Origin of the sequence: Paraburkholderia sp. EG286A (genome assembly GCF_040965375.1) — a bacterium.
GTDB lineage: Bacteria > Pseudomonadota > Gammaproteobacteria > Burkholderiales > Burkholderiaceae > Paraburkholderia.
In genome coordinates, this window is the sequence record NZ_JBFRCB010000006.1 from 352,726 (window position 1) to 369,148 (window position 16,423).

The following is a 16,423-nucleotide window of genomic DNA, read 5'->3' on the forward strand; positions in this document are numbered from 1 at the left end:
ATCCTATGTAGGACTACTATGAAATCTCGCGCTGCCGTTGCATTCGAAGCTGGGAAGCCACTGCAAATTGTTGAGCTCGATGTCGCACCGCCTCAAAGAGGTGAGGTGCTGGTCAAAATCACCCATACGGGCGTATGCCACACCGACGCATTCACTCTGTCGGGTGACGACCCAGAGGGTATCTTTCCAGTTGTCCTCGGCCACGAAGGCGCGGGCATCGTCGTCGAAGTCGGCGAAGGGGTCACCAGCGTCAAACCGGGCGACCATGTGATTCCGCTTTACACAGCGGAATGCGGCGAATGCCTGTTTTGCAAAAGTGGCAAGACCAACCTGTGCGTGTCAGTACGTGCGACGCAGGGCAAAGGCGTCATGCCCGACGGTACGACCCGCTTCAGCTACAACGGAGAGCCTGTTTTCCACTACATGGGCTGCTCGACATTCAGCGAATACACCGTCGTCGCAGAAGTTTCGCTGGCGAAAATCGATCCGCAAGCCAACCCCGAGCAGGTCTGCCTGCTGGGTTGCGGCGTGACCACGGGTCTGGGTGCGGTGAAAAACACCGCGAAAGTGCAGGAAGGCGACACCGTTGCTGTGTTTGGACTCGGTGGCATTGGTCTTGCGGTCATCCAAGGTGCCAAGATCGCGAAAGCCAGCCGTATCATCGCCGTCGATACCAACCCAGGCAAGTTTGATCTTGCGAAGGCGTTCGGCGCCACCGACTTTGTCAACCCAAGGGATCATGACAAACCTGTTCAGCAGGTGATCGTTGAAATGACCGGTTGGGGCGTGGATCACAGCTTCGAATGCATCGGCAACGTCAACGTCATGCGCGCCGCCCTCGAATGCGCGCACCGCGGTTGGGGCCAGTCGGTCGTCATCGGCGTGGCCGGTGCCGGCCAAGAAATCTCAACTCGACCGTTCCAACTCGTCACGGGCCGCCGCTGGCTCGGGACCGCGTTCGGCGGGGTCAAGGGGCGGTCAGAGCTGCCGGGCATGGTGGAAGATGCGATGGCTGGCAAGATTCAGCTCGCCCCGTTCGTGACCCATACGAAGTCACTGCAAGACATAAACGAGGCCTTCGATCTGATGCACGAAGGCAAATCAATCCGTACCGTCGTCCATTACTGAATTCCTGAAGGAGACTTAGTATGACCACTGCAATTCACCCTTCGATCGACCGCGGCATCCAGAAAGGCGTCGAAAACTTCGCCGGCGGCACGCTGCGCTGCCAATGCAGCCACGAGCCGGTGGAGGTTCGTGTCGACGCGCAAGTCGCGTTTAACCATGCCTGCGGCTGCACGAAGTGCTGGAAACCGGATAACGCCCTCTTCTCTGTCGTCGGCGTCGTTCCGCGAGACAAAGTCACTGTCACCGCGCACGGTGAGAAGTTGAACGTCGTTGACGAGAAAGCGCTGATTCAACGCCACGCCTGCGCGACCTGCGGAACGCATCTCTACGGCCGCATCGAAAATACCGAACACGCTTTCTACGGCCTGGACTTCATCCACACGGAACTCTCGCCTGATACTGGCTGGGAAGGTCCCGGTTTCGCTGCGTTCGTATCTTCGATCATTGAGAGCGGCACGCCCCCCTCGTCCATGACTGCGATCCGCCAGGCATTGCGTGACAAGGGCCTCGAGCCGTATGACTGTCTCAGCCCGACGCTGATGGATATCCTGGCGACACACACCGCCAAGGCCAAAGGCACCTATCGGGAGGCGTGACCAGAATGGAGCGCGTTGAGCGGCATAGTAGCCACGGCGGATATCAGGAGGTGTGGAAGCACGCCTCGACGGCACTGAACTGCGACATGAAGTTCGGTATTTACCTGCCTGAACGCGCGCTCCGCGGACAGGCATGCCCTGTCCTGTACTGGCTTTCTGGCCTGACCTGCACCGAGCAGAACTTCATCACCAAGGCCGGCGCGCAACGCTACGCTTCTGAACACGGCATCATCGTCGTCGCGCCGGATACGAGTCCGCGCGGCGACGGGGTACCAGACGATCCCGGGTACGATCTTGGAATGGGCGCGGGCTTCTACGTCAACGCCACCAGGCAGCCGTGGGCGACGCACTACCGAATGTACGACTATGTAGTGCACGAACTCCCTGATCTCATCGAGGCCGAATTTTCTGCGAGCAAGGCGCGTTCGATTAGCGGTCACTCTATGGGGGGACATGGCGCACTGATCATCGCGCTAAGAAATCCCGAGCGCTACAGCAGCGTGTCTGCGTTCGCTCCAATCGTCGCGCCTAGCCAGGTTCCGTGGGGCGAAAAGGCATTCAACGCGTATCTGGGCGACGATCGATCCGCCTGGAAACAGTACGATTCCGTTGAATTGGTGAAAAGCACGCGAGGAGCATTACCTCTGCTGATCGACCAAGGGGAAGGCGACGAGTTTGCAGGCACGCAATTGAAGCCTCAGCTATTCGCCGATGCCTGCGACTCCGTCGGCTATCCAATTCGGTTACGCCTGCATTCCGGATACGACCACAGCTACTATTTCATCTCAAGCTTCATTGGTGAACATTTTGCGTTCCACGCCAATGCCCTAGCTTAATCGGAACCACTCCCTTTCCGAAGGCAGGCGGCTCTGTCGCCTGCCCAGCGAACTGCTCGTTGTCGAGATCTGACCTTGGCAATTGAAACCAGGTCCGCAAGGCTGCGCCCCATCCAAATTTCAGCTTCTCGCGCGCAGCGGCTCTCGGCCGGAGTTGCCGACGACTCTCAAATTCACCACCGCTCCGCCCTACCTACCCTCACTTGATCGAAGCGCAGCAACCAATCAAAGGCTCGATCCAATAATGGTTTATCCCCATGACTTGAGCCGTCATTGTTCTTGCGTTTCCGCACCTCCATCCATATTATTAGTCGATGCGTATCGTAATTCGCAACGAATCACAGCCCATACCAGAGCCAGACTGGAGGCATCTGTCGCGGCCAAAGTTGAGGTGGCTTCTGGGCGACCTCATGGAAAGGTTGAGTTGGAGCGGGTCCCGATCTGTGGCTCGAACTTACCGAATTGGCCTGACAGCGTCTACTACCGAATCGTGGAGGTGAAAGCGATCGACTCAACGCGGCTTCCGCACGGAGTCCTCGGTCACCCGCGCCCAAAAAACCGACTTATCCTCGTCCCGCCTGGAGGCACGATCGGATAGCGTAATCAATAAGGAGACTTGAAAGATGGCTTATCTCAGGAACGCATGGTACGTCGCAGGTTTTGAGGACGACGTGTCACCTGCCGCTCCCATCCTCGCGCGTCGCCTCCTCGACGAGCCCGTCGTGTTCTTCCGCGATCGCGACGGTGTACTACAGTGCCTGCACGACCGCTGCCCACACCGATTCGTGCCCCTTTCAAAAGGGCGAGTACTTGAGAACGGCACGATCCAGTGCGGATACCATGGCCTGTGTTTCGACGGTGACGGAAAATGCAGTTCCAATCCGCACGGTAACGGCGCCATTCCGCAAGCAGCCAAGGTCCGCCAGTATCGAGTGATCGAGAAAGACGGCTTGATCTGGTGGTGGGCCGGCGATGCGACAACAGCCGACGAATCCCTGATTCCGGACTTCAGCTTTCTCCAGGCAGGTTTCAAGGAAAGCACCGTCCGTGGATACTTGCCGACAGCGTGCAGCTACGACTATATCGTAGACAACATTATGGATCTGACTCACGCAGACTTCGTACACGAGGGTCAACTCGGCTCGGGCGCAATGACGAAGGTGAGGCCGACTGTCGATGACTTGAACGGTCGATCTGTGCAAATTTCCTGGTGGTCGTCCGGGGAACTCGCGCCGGTCTTTTTCGACATGCAGTTGAGGGAGCAGCAAAAGCCCACGGACCAATGGATCGAGGTCACCTGGACGGCACCCAGTGTAATGAAGCTGCGTGTCGGAGCCACACTTGTCGGCGAGGCGCGCAACGAGGGTGCCGAGTCGGAAGTATTGCACGTCGCGACACCGGAGACGTCCGAGCGCAGCCACTACTGGTACTGGGGAACTTCCCAGACCAACAAGTACAGCGAGGCAATGCTCGAGAAGACTGCCAAACTGGCCCGGTTTGCCTTCGAGCATCAAGACAAACCCATGCTCGAAGCTCAACAAGAGGCGATTGGCTCCGTCGATATCATGTCTCTCAAGCCCGTGCTCCTACCCGGGGATGCGGGGGCGATGCGTGCGCGAAGGAAATTGACTTCGCTTATCGACGAGGAACGGAACCAAAACTCGTAGCCGTCGGCATTGGACTTAGGGGTGGACCGCTCGATTCGTAGAGCGGTCCACGTCGCCCGGCCTCGGGCCGACGAACACACCCCGCTCACACTCCTATATTGCCCCTCTACGGCGAGGGTAGCCAAGGCCTCGACCCTCGCCCTGCCATATTCGCCATGGCGGGCTCACCTTGCTCACGGTGAATGAGGATGCCGGTCGCCCGAGCGGTTCTCTACACCGCGCGATAAGACACTCACACTGCGAAGTTACTCGATCGTGCACGCCCACTATCGGGCGCCATTCTCATAGAGCCGCTCCGATGATGCCAAGAGAAGCTAAGCTCGCCGGCCAGCGGCAGCCTGCCAGGATAAGATGCACGGCAAGGGGAGAAAAGAGTGCACCTATCCAAACTGGTCATCAAGAACTTCCGCAAGCTGAAGTACGCGGAGCTGTCATTCCAAGCCGGTCTTAACGTCTTGGTCGGCGGGAACAACGTCGGTAAGACGGCAGTGGTCGACGCTTTGCGCGCGCTGCTAGCCGGGCATGACGAACCCTATCCGCGCCTCGGCGAAGAAGACGTGCACCGCCCGCACGGTGGCACGCCGTCCGGTGACATCGCATTCGAATACGTGTTCAGCGGGCTCAGCCTCGACGACGAAGCGGACTTCCTAGCCGCGCTGGTGCCCGGCGCAGCCGGCGCTCTGGAAGCGCATATTAAGATTCGCTACTCGGACGCCGACAAGGCTGGCCGTCTGCGCGTCAAGCGGTGGTGCGGCGAGCACGAAGACGTGGGCCTGACGGCGGACATGATGGAGAACCTGCGGGGCGTATACCTGCCGCCGCTGCGCGATGCCTCGCAGGGCCTGAAGCCGAGCCGAACCAGCCAGCTTGCGCGACTGCTACAACTGCTGGCAGACGAGAGCGGTATCGATGGCATCAACAAAGCGCTGCAGGAACTCGATGGCAAACTGAAGGCGCACCTTCCCATCGTCAACACCCATGAGGCCATCAACACCCGACACAAGATGATGCTGGGCCCGCAACTCGCGCAGCTCCTGGAGGTCGGCCTGAGCGCCAGCGACTTTAAGAGCCTGAAGTCCCGGCTGTCGCTGCTGGTGGATGCCTTCGAGATTGAGCAGAATGGGCTGGGCTTCAACAACCTGATTTACATGGCAGTCGTGCTGAGCGAGCTGACCAAGAACCCCGACTCCTGCTATCGAGGCCTGATCGTCGAAGAGCCGGAAGCGCATCTGCATCCCCAACTCCAAGCCGTGCTGCTGCAGTACCTACAGTCCATCCAGGCAGTCGAAGGCGAGAAGCCCGTCCAACTCTTTGTGACGAGCCATTCGCCAAACTTTGCCAGCATCGCCGACCTGAACAGCCTGGTATGCCTGGTCGACACAGGTACCGCGGTCGAGACCTTCCTCCCGCGTAGTGTCGTGTTCGAGAAGGGTAAGCGCGAAAAGCTGGAGCGCTACCTCGACGTCACGCGCGCCGAACTATTCTTCGCGCGCCGCGTGATCTTCGTCGAGGGCGCGGCTGAGCTGATGATGGTCAGCGCGCTTGCCAAGCGCATCGGCTGCGACCTGCGTCAGCATGGTGTGAGCCTCATCAGCGTCGAGGGTTTGAACTTCGACTCGTTCCTGCCTCTCTTTGGGGACAAGGCGCTAAAGATTCCGGTAGCGATCCTCACCGACGCAGACCCGGTGCCGCCCGAGGCCGAACAACCAGCCGCGGCGATAGCGGTGGCCGTTGGGGGCGCGTCCCCGCCGTCGCCGGCTGGCGCAGCCGCTGACGAGTCAGTAGACGAAGGCGAGGACGACGACCCCGAGCCGGTGTACCCGGCGCCAGGCGACGTCATCACCGTGTCGGCCAATACCGCCAAGATGAAAGGTCGCGAGGACGCGCATGTAAAGGTGTTCTACGGCCTCAAGACATTCGAGTACGACCTAGCCCTGGAATCGGATAACCGCACGGCCATGCTCAAGGCGCTGGCCGAGTTGCACCCGAGGATCGCCAAGTCGTTGATTACCACCGTCGATGCAGAAGTTGGCGACGCGGCCAAGGCCAAGGCATTGTTCTGCGGCATGTTCGAACGCCCGAAGAACAACGTCCAGAAGGGCAGCTTCGCCCAATCGCTGGCCCAGGTAATCTCAGACGACAAGGTGGCCTTCACCGTGCCGACCTACATCCAGGCCGCCATTCAGCACGCTTGCAGAGTGGCGGAGACCCCGAAGCCATGAGCGAGCTGACATCAGAGCAGCAGGAGGTTGTAGACGCGCCGATGGTGCCGCTGTGCGTCATAGCCTGCGCCGGCAGCGGTAAGACCAAGACGGCCGTGCACCGCCTCGTTCGAATGCGCCGCAATCTCGGCGAGGCGCGCGGCCGCGTGGCGCTGCTTTCTTTCTCCAACGTGGCCGTCGACACCTTCCGCGAAGCCTATGACGATCTTGCGTGCAGCCTGCCGTCCAGCGCCGGCCGGTCGAGGGTCGACATCGACACGCTGGATGGCTTCATCACCACCAACATCATCCGCCCTCACGGACATCGAACCATGAAGTCCGCGCGGGCGGCGTTCCTGGTGACTGGCAGCGAATCCTTCCTGGAGGGCTTCAGGTTCTCGACTTCGTCCTTTCCTCAGCCGATCACGGCGCTGCACCTGGCATTCGTGAACGGCGACGAGGTGTTCTTCCACGTCTACAACGACCAAATCGAGCTGGTGGACACGTCGACCGCGCGCAACCTCATTGCGAAGCTGGCCCGCACCGGCGCCTACACGCATGACCTGGGCAGGTATTGGGCATACCGGACGCTGAAGGAGCACCCCGAGTTCCTCGCCGCCTTGGTCCGCCGATACCCACACATCCTGATCGACGAGGCGCAGGACATTGGATCGGTGCACCAGGCCATCCTCGAGTTGCTCATCGGCGCCGGCACGTGCGTGACGCTCATCGGCGATCCCAACCAAGGCATCTACGAGTTCGCGGGCGCCGACGGTAAGTTCCTGACCGATTACCACCAACGCTCCGGCGTCCAGCGGCACTCACTTAAACGGAACTTTCGGTCGATCCCCAGCATAGTAGATCTTGCCAACGGTCTATGCGGCCGTAGCGATGTCGCTGAGCGAACTGCGCCCAGCACGCCGCATGGCGCCTTCTTCACCGGGTACAAGCGGAACCAGCACCAACAACTCATCACCGCGTTTCAAGGCGCGATGTCCGCCGTTGGCGCAGACATCACGCGCTCAGCCGTGCTCTGCAGGGGAAAAGGTCTCGCCGATACGCTGCGTGGCGACGGAGCGCCGGCCGGCCAAGGCCTGGTCAAGTCTTTCGCGGCCGCTGCGGTGCTGCGCGACCGGCGAAAAGACTTCCTGAAGGCGTTTCAGCGCGTAGCCGTCGCTGTGGTCGCGCTGCTGGACAACGCGCCCCATGGCCTGGTGAGTCAAATAACGCAAGCCTCCAGTGATGCGGCGAACCGGCAACTCCGCAAGGCAATCTGGACATTTACGCGCGACGCGGCCACTGGCCTCCCTTCCTCGTCGCTGGTCGCCGACACGCAGTGGCACTCCCTGCTGCTGGGCCGCGTCAAGGACTTGCTGGCCAGCCTGGAGTCAAAGTTCGGCCTCAAGCCGACCGACAATATCGGCCGCAAGCTGTCCAAGAAGGCTCTGCCGAACGCACCGCTCGCAAGTGCCGAGGACCTAGCCTACAGCGATGTCGCAACGCTGCGGGTCGACACCGTTCACAAGGCCAAGGGCGAAAGCCTGGACGCCGTCCTGTACATCACCCTTAAGGAGCATGCGCAGGCACTGCTGAACGGTGTCAGCACAGAGGTCGGTCGCATCGGCTACGTCGCGGCGACCCGGGCTCGAGATCTGTTGTGGGTGGCTGTGCCGGACAGTGCTCTCAAGGAACTTAGGCCAACGCTGCTGGCCAGGGGTTTCAAAGAAGTGGGCATCGCGGCGGCACCGATCCCTGAGACTAAGAATAAGGTCAGTACGCATGTAGGGACTGGGGCCGTCGTCGCCACACCGCCCGTCATCGCGAGCACAACTCAAACGCCATGATCCAGACTGTGTGCCCGACGTCAGTTTCTGCGGGGGGCCAAGCCCTCGGTTGGCGACAGTCCACATACCCACTGATCGTTGACGTTGAACAACGGGTGTCGGGCAACGACCTCGATCGTGAGACGGACGGCTGACGCTGCGAAGCAGTCGTCAATCTTTGCTGGCCGAACTTCCGCTTTGGGTCGGGTTCCGCCGACCGCATCCGTCAGTGTTCGGGCCCTAAGCGGACATAATCTAGTCAACGGTTAGTGACCGCGTCACTTCTCAAAATGGGCAAATACATGACGGACCGAGAATTGATCGTCCCTCCGACGATGCAGCTTATTGTTGAACGCGCCGGCTATGTACCGGCAGTGAAGGTTGGCAATACTGTGTTCTGCGCCGGACAGGTCGGACGTACGGTCGACCTCGAAGTGATCGCCGATCCGGAGGCGCAATTCGTAGCGTGCTGGGAAAACCTGCGGGTGGTGCTTGAGGCGGCTGGGTGTAGTTTCAATGATATTGTCGATATGACAACGTACCACGTGCAGATGCACGCGCACATGCCCATATTCCGCGAGGTGAAGGATCGATTTTTTCCACGCAGCACGTGCGCATGGACTGCGATAGGTGTGGCCGAACTTGCACATTCAGGGCTGTTAGTCGAGATCAAGTGCGTAGCGGTGAAGCAAGACTTGGCAACGACTATTTCATCTGCCAACAGCTGAAAATCGGACGCTGGATAAGCGCCGTCAAACGTCCGCAACGGGGTCGTGAAGCGTCGTTGGTTGACCTTCGCGGACGGAGCCAAAAGGTGCAACAGTATCGCGAGCTGGTGTTAGCGATCTAGGGGCGCTTTCCCGCGCAACTGCTCTTGCACGGATCGACCTACGCAAGAGGCGAAGCGTATACCCTGTCGCGATGCGATGTGACGCGCATAATCCGAACTAAGGCCAAGCGACGCTACCATGTCGTTCCGTGTGGGAGCAACCTGTCACTACTACTCCCCTCTCCGCGTCGTGGCTTAAAGCAGGGGGCGAAAGATCTATTGCGATCTACGATTCACCATTGCTGAATACGAGGCGCGCCGCCCCCTTGTTGCATTCCGTCTGCGCCGGCTTCGGCGAATCGCCTTCGCGGGCTCGCCAAACGTCCTAGCAACCCGCGCGTCGTTCCAAAATCTCAGGTAAAAGTCGCCAAGGGGACGCTAGCCAGCAACACTCCCACAGGAATACGCCTGTGCCCGCAGACCTTGCGTTACGTCAAAGAGCGACTCGGTCGCATCGACCGGCGGCGGCAGTTGGTCCAGCAAGGCGATCGGCATCCCGACTGCGTAGTCGATTTGTGTGTCCATACCTTTCTATTCCGGATTGTTGAGTTGATTGATGCTGCTTCTAGGAGAGTCTTCGCCGCAAATCTACTAGATCGCGGCTCCGTCCTAAGTGCGAGGTGGTCTTTCTCGCAGAACAAGGATTAGTGGCCTATGGCTCGCACCTCCACTGAACGCACTGACTCCGTCGGGCCGCGCCGCGATAGGGTCAACGCGAGCGTGACTGCGGTCGCGACGCCACAAAGCACGGCGAGCCATCCGATTGCAGAAAAGAGCCCTCCTGACACGTGCCCGATAGCGGCAACAACGAAGGGACTCAAAAAATTACCAAGGAAAAACGCCCCGACGTACCCCCCTGTCCCGCGTCCGCTCTGCTCGAACGGAAGGCGCGCCACCAGCCAAGTTCCGAGCAGCGGCAATGCCATGCCACCACCAACACCAGCGATGAACGCACCGACGACCGCGGCATTCGCCTCTGGCAGTGAAGCAATCACGCAGAAGCCAACGGTAAAGAGACAGAACGACAACGTGAGCAGGCGGTTAATCGACCACTTCGAGAAACGATGAAACAAAAAGCCCCCGATCGGTATGCCAGCGTTCGCAATGGCACTACCTGCGCCGATCAATGCCGGGGTAGACACGCCTCGAGCGGCAAGAAGAAAGCTGATCTGGACCGGCACGACAAAAAACATGATTGAAGCGAAGATAATCGTCACGCAGATGTGGCCAATCAGGCGCCATGGGAACGGTAGCTTTGGAGCTCTCGCTGTGAGGGCCCGGTCATCCCCCTCGGGCTCCCAAATGAAAACTGCAATCAACGGCAGAAAAACAATCGCGAACCCGTACACAAGGAACGGCGTTCGCCAACCTGCCGGAAGCCCTCCCAGAACCCCGCCGAGCGAAAACATGACGACAGCGACAACTGAAGCCGACGCCTGCTGCATGGTCAGCCACTTCTGACGCTCGACGCCGTTGAAATAATTGGCGACGAGCGCGGTCGCAATCGTCGCGATTGCGGCTTCGGCCAATCCGATCACTACGCGAGAAGCCAAAATTGCGTAGAGATTGGTCAACCAGAATGGAAGGATTCCGAACGCGGCGTAGAGCAAGATTGCGAGCAGATAAAACCGCTTCTTCCCGAAGCGGTCGACCAGCGTCCCGACCAGTGGGCTGAACAGGGCGATCATCAGACCAGGAACGACAAGAATAACCAATGTTAGTAGTTCTACATATTTAACAGACGAAAAATCACGCTGCATGAACGGGAGTACGGGCGCAATCAGCACGGCGCCCGTTGAACCCAACCAGCAGGTGGACGTGAGCAGCCAGCCGTGCAGACTGCGAGCGTCCCGCTTCGGCGACGATACGACTGAGGTAGAACTCATGCTGTCTCCATTGTCTAGTTTGTTTGATATTGCGACCCCGACCAATAGGCGCGTGACCCAGGTATTCGGTGCGGTGATGCGACGGCGTCCTGCCGCGTTCTGCGGGCGCGACTCCTGCCTCGGGGTGACCGTTATAGGTCGAACAGAGAGGCGCCTTTCGAATTGCGGCACAAGGAAAAGGTCGCGCCGTACGTCCGCGCGACTCTATTGCAAAACGTCCACTCGATCGGTCAGTTCACGATACGTTGACGTCAGCGTTTCGTTCCGCGGCAATTCGCTCGGCGAGAACACGACGTGCGCGCACAGCAGGTGCGTCGCCGGGCAACAGAAGCGGTTTGAGTGACATCAAATCGCTTGTCCCCATGAGCGAGGCGCAGTTCACGAGCATCGCTTCGTCTTCGTTGCGGAACGTGTTTTGCAAGGCATCCCTTAGCGATGCGTCGAACTCGGGGATGCCAACCCTGCGATCGCGGGCATGATTCCAGAAGTAATGCGTGCTTGTCTCCGTCGCCGGGGTAAGCAGGTGAGCCATCGGAGTCCACACACCGTCTTCGCGCGGACCATCCATTGGCGCCACGCCCACGTTAAGCAGGAGGTTCGATGGCGCCGTCCAACGCATATCGAAGTAGCCCTCGATGATCTCCGGCGCTTCGTCCCACAGCATCTTGTACAGGGGAGTGATTCGCGTGTTCAGGTTTCGGTGCATCGACCAGATAGCGTCTCCCTCCTGCTGGAGCGATCGCTCCTCGCGAAAACCTTCGGGAAGCGGACCCTTGACCGACAGGAACGGATGAATGTACGGGACGTGACTGAGGTCCATCAGATTGTCGGTGAGCAATTCGTAATGCACCGGAACCTCGAGATGCCCACGCACTTGGCCCCACGACTCGCGCTTTGCCGTCTCGCTGAAGTCTGGAATGAGATCTGGATTGGCGCTCTCTGCGTCTCCCATCCAGATCCAGAGTGCGTCGTATCGCTCAACGAGGGGATAGCTGGGCACCTTGGCCGCTTTCGGAATGGTGCCATCGCCGTGCGGATTGTGAACGCATGACCCGGACGAATCGAATTCAAGGCCATGATATGGACAGGCTACGCTGCCCCCCTTTTTGCACCCAAGGTGCAGCGGTGCAAACCGGTGGGGGCAACGGTTGCCGATCGCAACTGCTGCACCGTCTTCGCGACGATACAGCAAGACGGGTTCGTTGAGGATCGTCCGCGGAGTGAGATCTTCTTGTCCCAAATCTTCCGCCCAGCCCGCACAGTACCAGGCGTTTCGCAAAAATGTCATCGCTGTTTCCTCATGGTATGAAGTGGGGCAAAGCCAGGCGCCCGTCTAGCCTCGATAATATACGAAACGGGTCGTATCGCTATACGGTGATTTCCCCTACCATGCGCGGAGTAGCTACACAGTTGCCACTTAAATCGAGCGGGTCCTTCTGCTTCTCGTGCCCTCCAACCGACTCCTGCCCCTGCCTTCTCAACGCGACCGCTTCTTCAGTGCACGCCGAGAACGAGACTGGATTGTTCCGATTGCCGCCCGCATACAGTCTTCATCCTGCTCGGCTTGTCAAATGCTCTACCATCCTCTGCGCCGCCGGCTGCAACAGGTCGAAACTCCTGAAGCACACAACGAAGCGTCGTTCTGCCCATGAGTCGACCAATGGAATTAATTTCACGCCGAAAGCAGCTTGGTAAGTCGAGGCAACTTCGATGGGCACCACGCTGATTCCCAGTCCCGCTGCGACAACGCGAAACGCCGCGTCGAAACTTGACACGATCACGCGATACGAGAGTGTCTTGCCAGCGCTCGCGGCCGCGCGCTGCAGCAATGCGTGGCCAGCAGTGGTCGGCAACAGGCCTACATGCTCATGCTCCAGAGACTGCTCGAAACGCAAGCACGACGCGCTCGCCAGCGGATGATCAGGATGGACGGCGAGCGCCAGTTGATCACGTCGATACGACCGATGCTGCAGTCCCTGAAGACCGACGTTGTCCCAGCACACACCAACGCTTGCGGCACCTTCTCGAAGCTGCCGCACGAGATCCGACGAAAGCCGCTCCTCGACGTCGACACGAATATTTGCATTCGCTGGCTCGTGCATAAAAGTGGCGATATCGTCAAGCAACGCCTCCGCAATCGCCGACGCCGATGCACAAATACTGACGCGGCCGCGCAAGCCACCGCCGAATGCAGCCACGTCGCTGGCAATGCGTCCCATCGTGAAAAGCACGCTGCGCGCGTGTTCAAGCAGTGCGACACCAGCGCCCGTTGGTTCCACCCCGCGTCGCGATCGCGAGAGCAACGGCACTCCGAGATCTGCCTCGAGTTGCGCAATGCGTTTGCTGATCGCTGACGGCTCGATATGCGCCTCTTCCGCCGCCCTGGCTATATTCCGTTGATCGCAAACGGCAACGAATAGCCGCAACGTTTTCACATCGATATCGCGCACGACCTCTCCTCCTGACATTCCAATGCGGAACGATAGCGCTTCCGAATTATCGCTTCTGGTTTTTTATGGAATGTCTAAAGTTAGCACAATGCCGGCGGCGTCATGACCAGCAAAAACACGGAGACACATAATGCCCCCATTCCCCGATCAAGTTGCGATTCGCGAGGTCGGCCTGCGCGACGGCCTGCAAAGTATCCAGAGGGTTCTGCCAACTGAGTGCAAGCTCCAATGGATTCACGATGCCTATGCGGCAGGTCAACGCGAAATCGAAGTTGGATCGTTTGTACCCGCGAGACTCTTGCCGCAACTTGCAGATACTGCAGAGCTCGTCAAGTTCGCCAAGACGCTGCCTGAGCTTTTCGTCTCCGTGCTCGTTCCAAATCTAAAGGGTGCCGAACTCGCGATCGACTCGCAGGCCGACCTGTTGCTCGTCCCACTTTCGGCAAGCCACGAACACAGCCTCGCCAACCTTCGCAAGACCCCCGACGAGGTTGTCGCAGAAGTCGCGCGCATACGTGCCGCACGCGACGCTTCCGGTGCGAAAACCCTGATCGAAGGCGGTATCGGCACGGCGTTCGGCTGCACGATTCAAGGCCGAGTCGAAGAAAGCGAAGTGTTGCGCTGTATGCAAGCGCTGCTCGATGCTGGAGCGGATCGCGTAAGCATCGCTGATACCGTCGGCTACGCAGGCCCCCTTGCCGTGCGAGATCTGTTCGAAAAAGCACGTCGAGTGGCAGGCGAGCGGCTCTGGTGTGGCCACTTTCATGACACACGCGGCCTCGCTCTTGCGAATGTCTACGCCGCACTCGAAACCGGAGTCGCTCGCTTCGACGCGACACTTGCGGGTATCGGCGGATGTCCACATGCACCAGGCGCGAGCGGCAATGCTGCAAGCGAGGACCTTGCCTTCATGCTCGCCGAAATGGGCATCGAAACGGGGATCGACATCCCTGCCCTTCTCGCACTTCGTACGAAGGTCGCGCGATGGCTCGACGGCGAAACGCTGCACGGTACGCTGTGGCGTGCCGGCCTGCCTAAAACCTTTGCGCGCGAAGCGCTGACACTCTGAGAGCCGCACCATGACTAACCAAGCAACCCTTCCGCTCGATGGCGTGCGCGTCGTTGAATTCACGCACATGGTGATGGGACCGACGTGCGGCATGATCCTGGCCGACCTCGGCGCGGAAGTGATCAAGATTGAGCCGCCTGGCGGCGACAAGACGCGCAAACTACCGGGGCTCGGCATCGGCTTCTTCCGCTCGTTCAACCGAAACAAGAAGAGTGTTGTCATCGATATCACCACGCCGGAGGGCGCCGAGACTGCGACCGATCTAATCGCGACTTGCGACGTTGTGCTCGAGAATTTTCGGCCAGGCCTGATGCAGGACCTAGCGCTCGACTACGACACATTAAGCAAACGCAATCCTCGCCTTATCTATGTGTCGCACAAGGGCTTCTTGCCGGGACCATATGAAAAACGTCTCGCGCTGGACGAAGTCGTCCAGATGATGGGTGGCCTCTCGTACATGACCGGTCCGGTTGGTCGCCCCCTGCGAGCAGGAACATCGGTAAACGACATCATGGGCGGCATGTTTGGCGCGATCGGCGTGCTCGCGGCGTTGCGCGAACGCGACCTCACCGGCCGAGGTCAGGAAGTTCAAAGCGCCCTCTTCGAGAACTGCGTGTTTCTCTCAGCGCAACATATGCAGCAATACTCGATGACCGGCGAAGCACCGGCACCAATGCCCGCACGAGTGTCGGCATGGAGCGTGTACGACGTGTTCACGCTGGCAGAAGATCAGCAACTTTTCATCGGCGCGGTGAGTGACAAACAGTTCGTCACATTGTGCGACGTGCTCAAGCGACCGGACATAGCCGCTCAACCGCGTTTCGCCAACAACACGATGCGCGTTGCCGTGCGTCCAGACCTGCTCGCATGCCTCGGCGCGGTCCTGAAGGACCATCGGGCAGAAGAACTGGCCCCCAAGCTAGAGGCGGCCGGCATTCCGTACGCACAAATCGTGCGCCCCGAGCAACTGCTCGACGATCCGCATCTGAAAGCGAGTGGCGGCCTCGCGCCGATGCAGACCGACGACGGCGATACCACCGACGTTGTCCTGCTACCAATCACGATGGGCGGCCGCCGCCCCGGAGTACGCCAAGCGCTGGCTCGCGTCGGCGAGCATACCCAGGAAGTGCTTTCATGCCTCAAAGGCAAGGTGGTCGCATGAGTCTCTTCAAATTGGGAAACGAGAAGCCGCACCTCGCCGATTCGGCATGGGTCGCACCGCAGGCCGTCGTCGTCGGTCGGGCAACGCTCGGTGAGCGCACGAGTGTCTGGTTCAACGCAGTGATCCGGGCGGACAACGAAGCAATCACGATCGGCGCGGGTAGCAACGTGCAGGACGGCGCTATCTTGCATACCGATCCCGGTTATCCAATGGACATTGGCCAGAACGTCAGTATCGGCCACCAAGCCATGTTACACGGCTGCACTATAGGAGATGACTCCCTGATCGGCATTCAGGCAGTTGTGATGAACGGCGCGGTAATCGGGAAACAATGTCTCGTCGGCGCCGGCTCGGTCGTCACCGAGGGGAAGGTATTTCCTGACAGATCGCTGATTCTTGGCGCGCCAGCGAAAGTCGTGCGTGAGTTAAGCGAGGAGCAGATCGCCAGCCTCACGTCGAATGCAGCAGATTATGTCGAGCGTGCCGCGCGCTTTCAACGCGAACTTGAGCAATCCATTTAAGCAACAGATAGCAGGACCTCGCCCGATCACGGATTTCATTGGCGCCTTGGGGGGACATTTCGGGGTTGTTTAGCGCCAGCACGAAAGATGCCTCAGAAAAGTCCACGTCGAGGCACTGTTCCTATCGATCGGACGCGATCAGGAAAGACCGGACGTCGGCACAGCACAAAAGCGCTCAACGCGCGAGCTCGTCGTGACAGACATACGGACGGCATCTGCCAGTCCGCGAATCCGGCAGGCAGGCGTTCAGAACAC

At 59.5% G+C, this 16,423-nt stretch carries 13 protein-coding genes; 10 read left to right on the forward strand and 3 right to left on the reverse strand.

What is annotated here, in order from left to right; all coding sequences use genetic code 11:
- Nucleotides 1–18 precede the first annotated feature (18 nt).
- From AB4Y35_RS28600 to AB4Y35_RS28630, 7 genes are all read left to right on the forward strand, one after another.
- Nucleotides 19–1,128, forward strand: coding sequence for an S-(hydroxymethyl)glutathione dehydrogenase/class III alcohol dehydrogenase (locus tag AB4Y35_RS28600; RefSeq protein WP_368707024.1), 1,110 nt, complete (start codon nucleotides 19–21; stop codon nucleotides 1,126–1,128).
- Between the two features lie 20 nt (nucleotides 1,129–1,148).
- Entirely contained in the window at nucleotides 1,149–1,724 is a 576-nt protein-coding gene (gfa, locus tag AB4Y35_RS28605) for an S-(hydroxymethyl)glutathione synthase (protein WP_368707025.1), read from the forward strand.
- 5 nt (nucleotides 1,725–1,729) lie between these two features.
- Nucleotides 1,730–2,560: an S-formylglutathione hydrolase gene (gene fghA / locus AB4Y35_RS28610; protein WP_368707026.1), complete on the forward strand. Its 831-nt coding sequence runs from the start codon at nucleotides 1,730–1,732 to the stop codon at nucleotides 2,558–2,560.
- A 623-nt stretch (nucleotides 2,561–3,183) separates the two neighbouring features.
- Complete coding sequence (locus AB4Y35_RS28615; protein WP_368707027.1) at nucleotides 3,184–4,227, forward strand: Rieske 2Fe-2S domain-containing protein; 1,044 nt, start codon at nucleotides 3,184–3,186, stop codon at nucleotides 4,225–4,227.
- A 374-nt stretch (nucleotides 4,228–4,601) separates the two neighbouring features.
- On the forward strand, nucleotides 4,602–6,449 hold the full coding sequence (locus AB4Y35_RS28620) for an ATP-dependent endonuclease (RefSeq protein WP_368707028.1): 1,848 nt from the start codon (nucleotides 4,602–4,604) through the stop codon (nucleotides 6,447–6,449).
- Nucleotides 6,446–8,272: a UvrD-helicase domain-containing protein gene (locus tag AB4Y35_RS28625; protein WP_368707029.1), complete on the forward strand. Its 1,827-nt coding sequence runs from the start codon at nucleotides 6,446–6,448 to the stop codon at nucleotides 8,270–8,272. The genes AB4Y35_RS28620 and AB4Y35_RS28625 overlap by 4 nt, the downstream gene beginning before the upstream one ends.
- Nucleotides 8,273–8,553: 281 nt before the next feature.
- On the forward strand, nucleotides 8,554–8,979 hold the full coding sequence (locus tag AB4Y35_RS28630; RefSeq protein WP_368707030.1) for a RidA family protein: 426 nt from the start codon (nucleotides 8,554–8,556) through the stop codon (nucleotides 8,977–8,979).
- 745 nt (nucleotides 8,980–9,724) lie between these two features.
- Here the strand turns inward: AB4Y35_RS28630 and AB4Y35_RS28635 are convergent.
- From AB4Y35_RS28635 to AB4Y35_RS28645, 3 genes are all read right to left on the reverse strand, one after another.
- Nucleotides 9,725–10,966 (reverse strand): MFS transporter, encoded by a 1,242-nt coding sequence (locus tag AB4Y35_RS28635; protein WP_368707031.1) that lies wholly within the window; start codon nucleotides 10,964–10,966, stop codon nucleotides 9,725–9,727.
- Between the two features lie 235 nt (nucleotides 10,967–11,201).
- A complete protein-coding gene (locus tag AB4Y35_RS28640; RefSeq protein ID WP_368707032.1) occupies nucleotides 11,202–12,254 on the reverse strand; it encodes a Rieske 2Fe-2S domain-containing protein in 1,053 nt (350 codons plus the stop codon).
- Between the two features lie 262 nt (nucleotides 12,255–12,516).
- Nucleotides 12,517–13,416: a LysR family transcriptional regulator gene (locus AB4Y35_RS28645; protein WP_368707033.1), complete on the reverse strand. Its 900-nt coding sequence runs from the start codon at nucleotides 13,414–13,416 to the stop codon at nucleotides 12,517–12,519.
- A gap of 130 nt (nucleotides 13,417–13,546) precedes the next feature.
- Here AB4Y35_RS28645 and AB4Y35_RS28650 point away from each other — a divergent pair, with 130 nt between their 5' ends.
- The 3 genes from AB4Y35_RS28650 to AB4Y35_RS28660 are packed head-to-tail and all read left to right on the forward strand — an operon-like array spanning nucleotide 13,547 to nucleotide 16,168.
- Nucleotides 13,547–14,485 carry a hydroxymethylglutaryl-CoA lyase gene (locus AB4Y35_RS28650; RefSeq protein ID WP_368707034.1) on the forward strand — a complete coding sequence of 313 codons (939 nt, stop codon included), beginning with the start codon at nucleotides 13,547–13,549 and terminating at the stop codon, nucleotides 14,483–14,485.
- A gap of 10 nt (nucleotides 14,486–14,495) precedes the next feature.
- The gene (locus AB4Y35_RS28655) at nucleotides 14,496–15,647 is read left to right on the forward strand and encodes a CaiB/BaiF CoA transferase family protein (protein WP_368707035.1); all 1,152 of its coding nucleotides are present in this window, start codon (nucleotides 14,496–14,498) and stop codon (nucleotides 15,645–15,647) included.
- On the forward strand, nucleotides 15,644–16,168 hold the full coding sequence (locus AB4Y35_RS28660; protein ID WP_368707036.1) for a gamma carbonic anhydrase family protein: 525 nt from the start codon (nucleotides 15,644–15,646) through the stop codon (nucleotides 16,166–16,168). Before AB4Y35_RS28655 ends, AB4Y35_RS28660 begins: the two co-directional genes overlap by 4 nt.
- Nucleotides 16,169–16,423 lie beyond the last annotated feature (255 nt).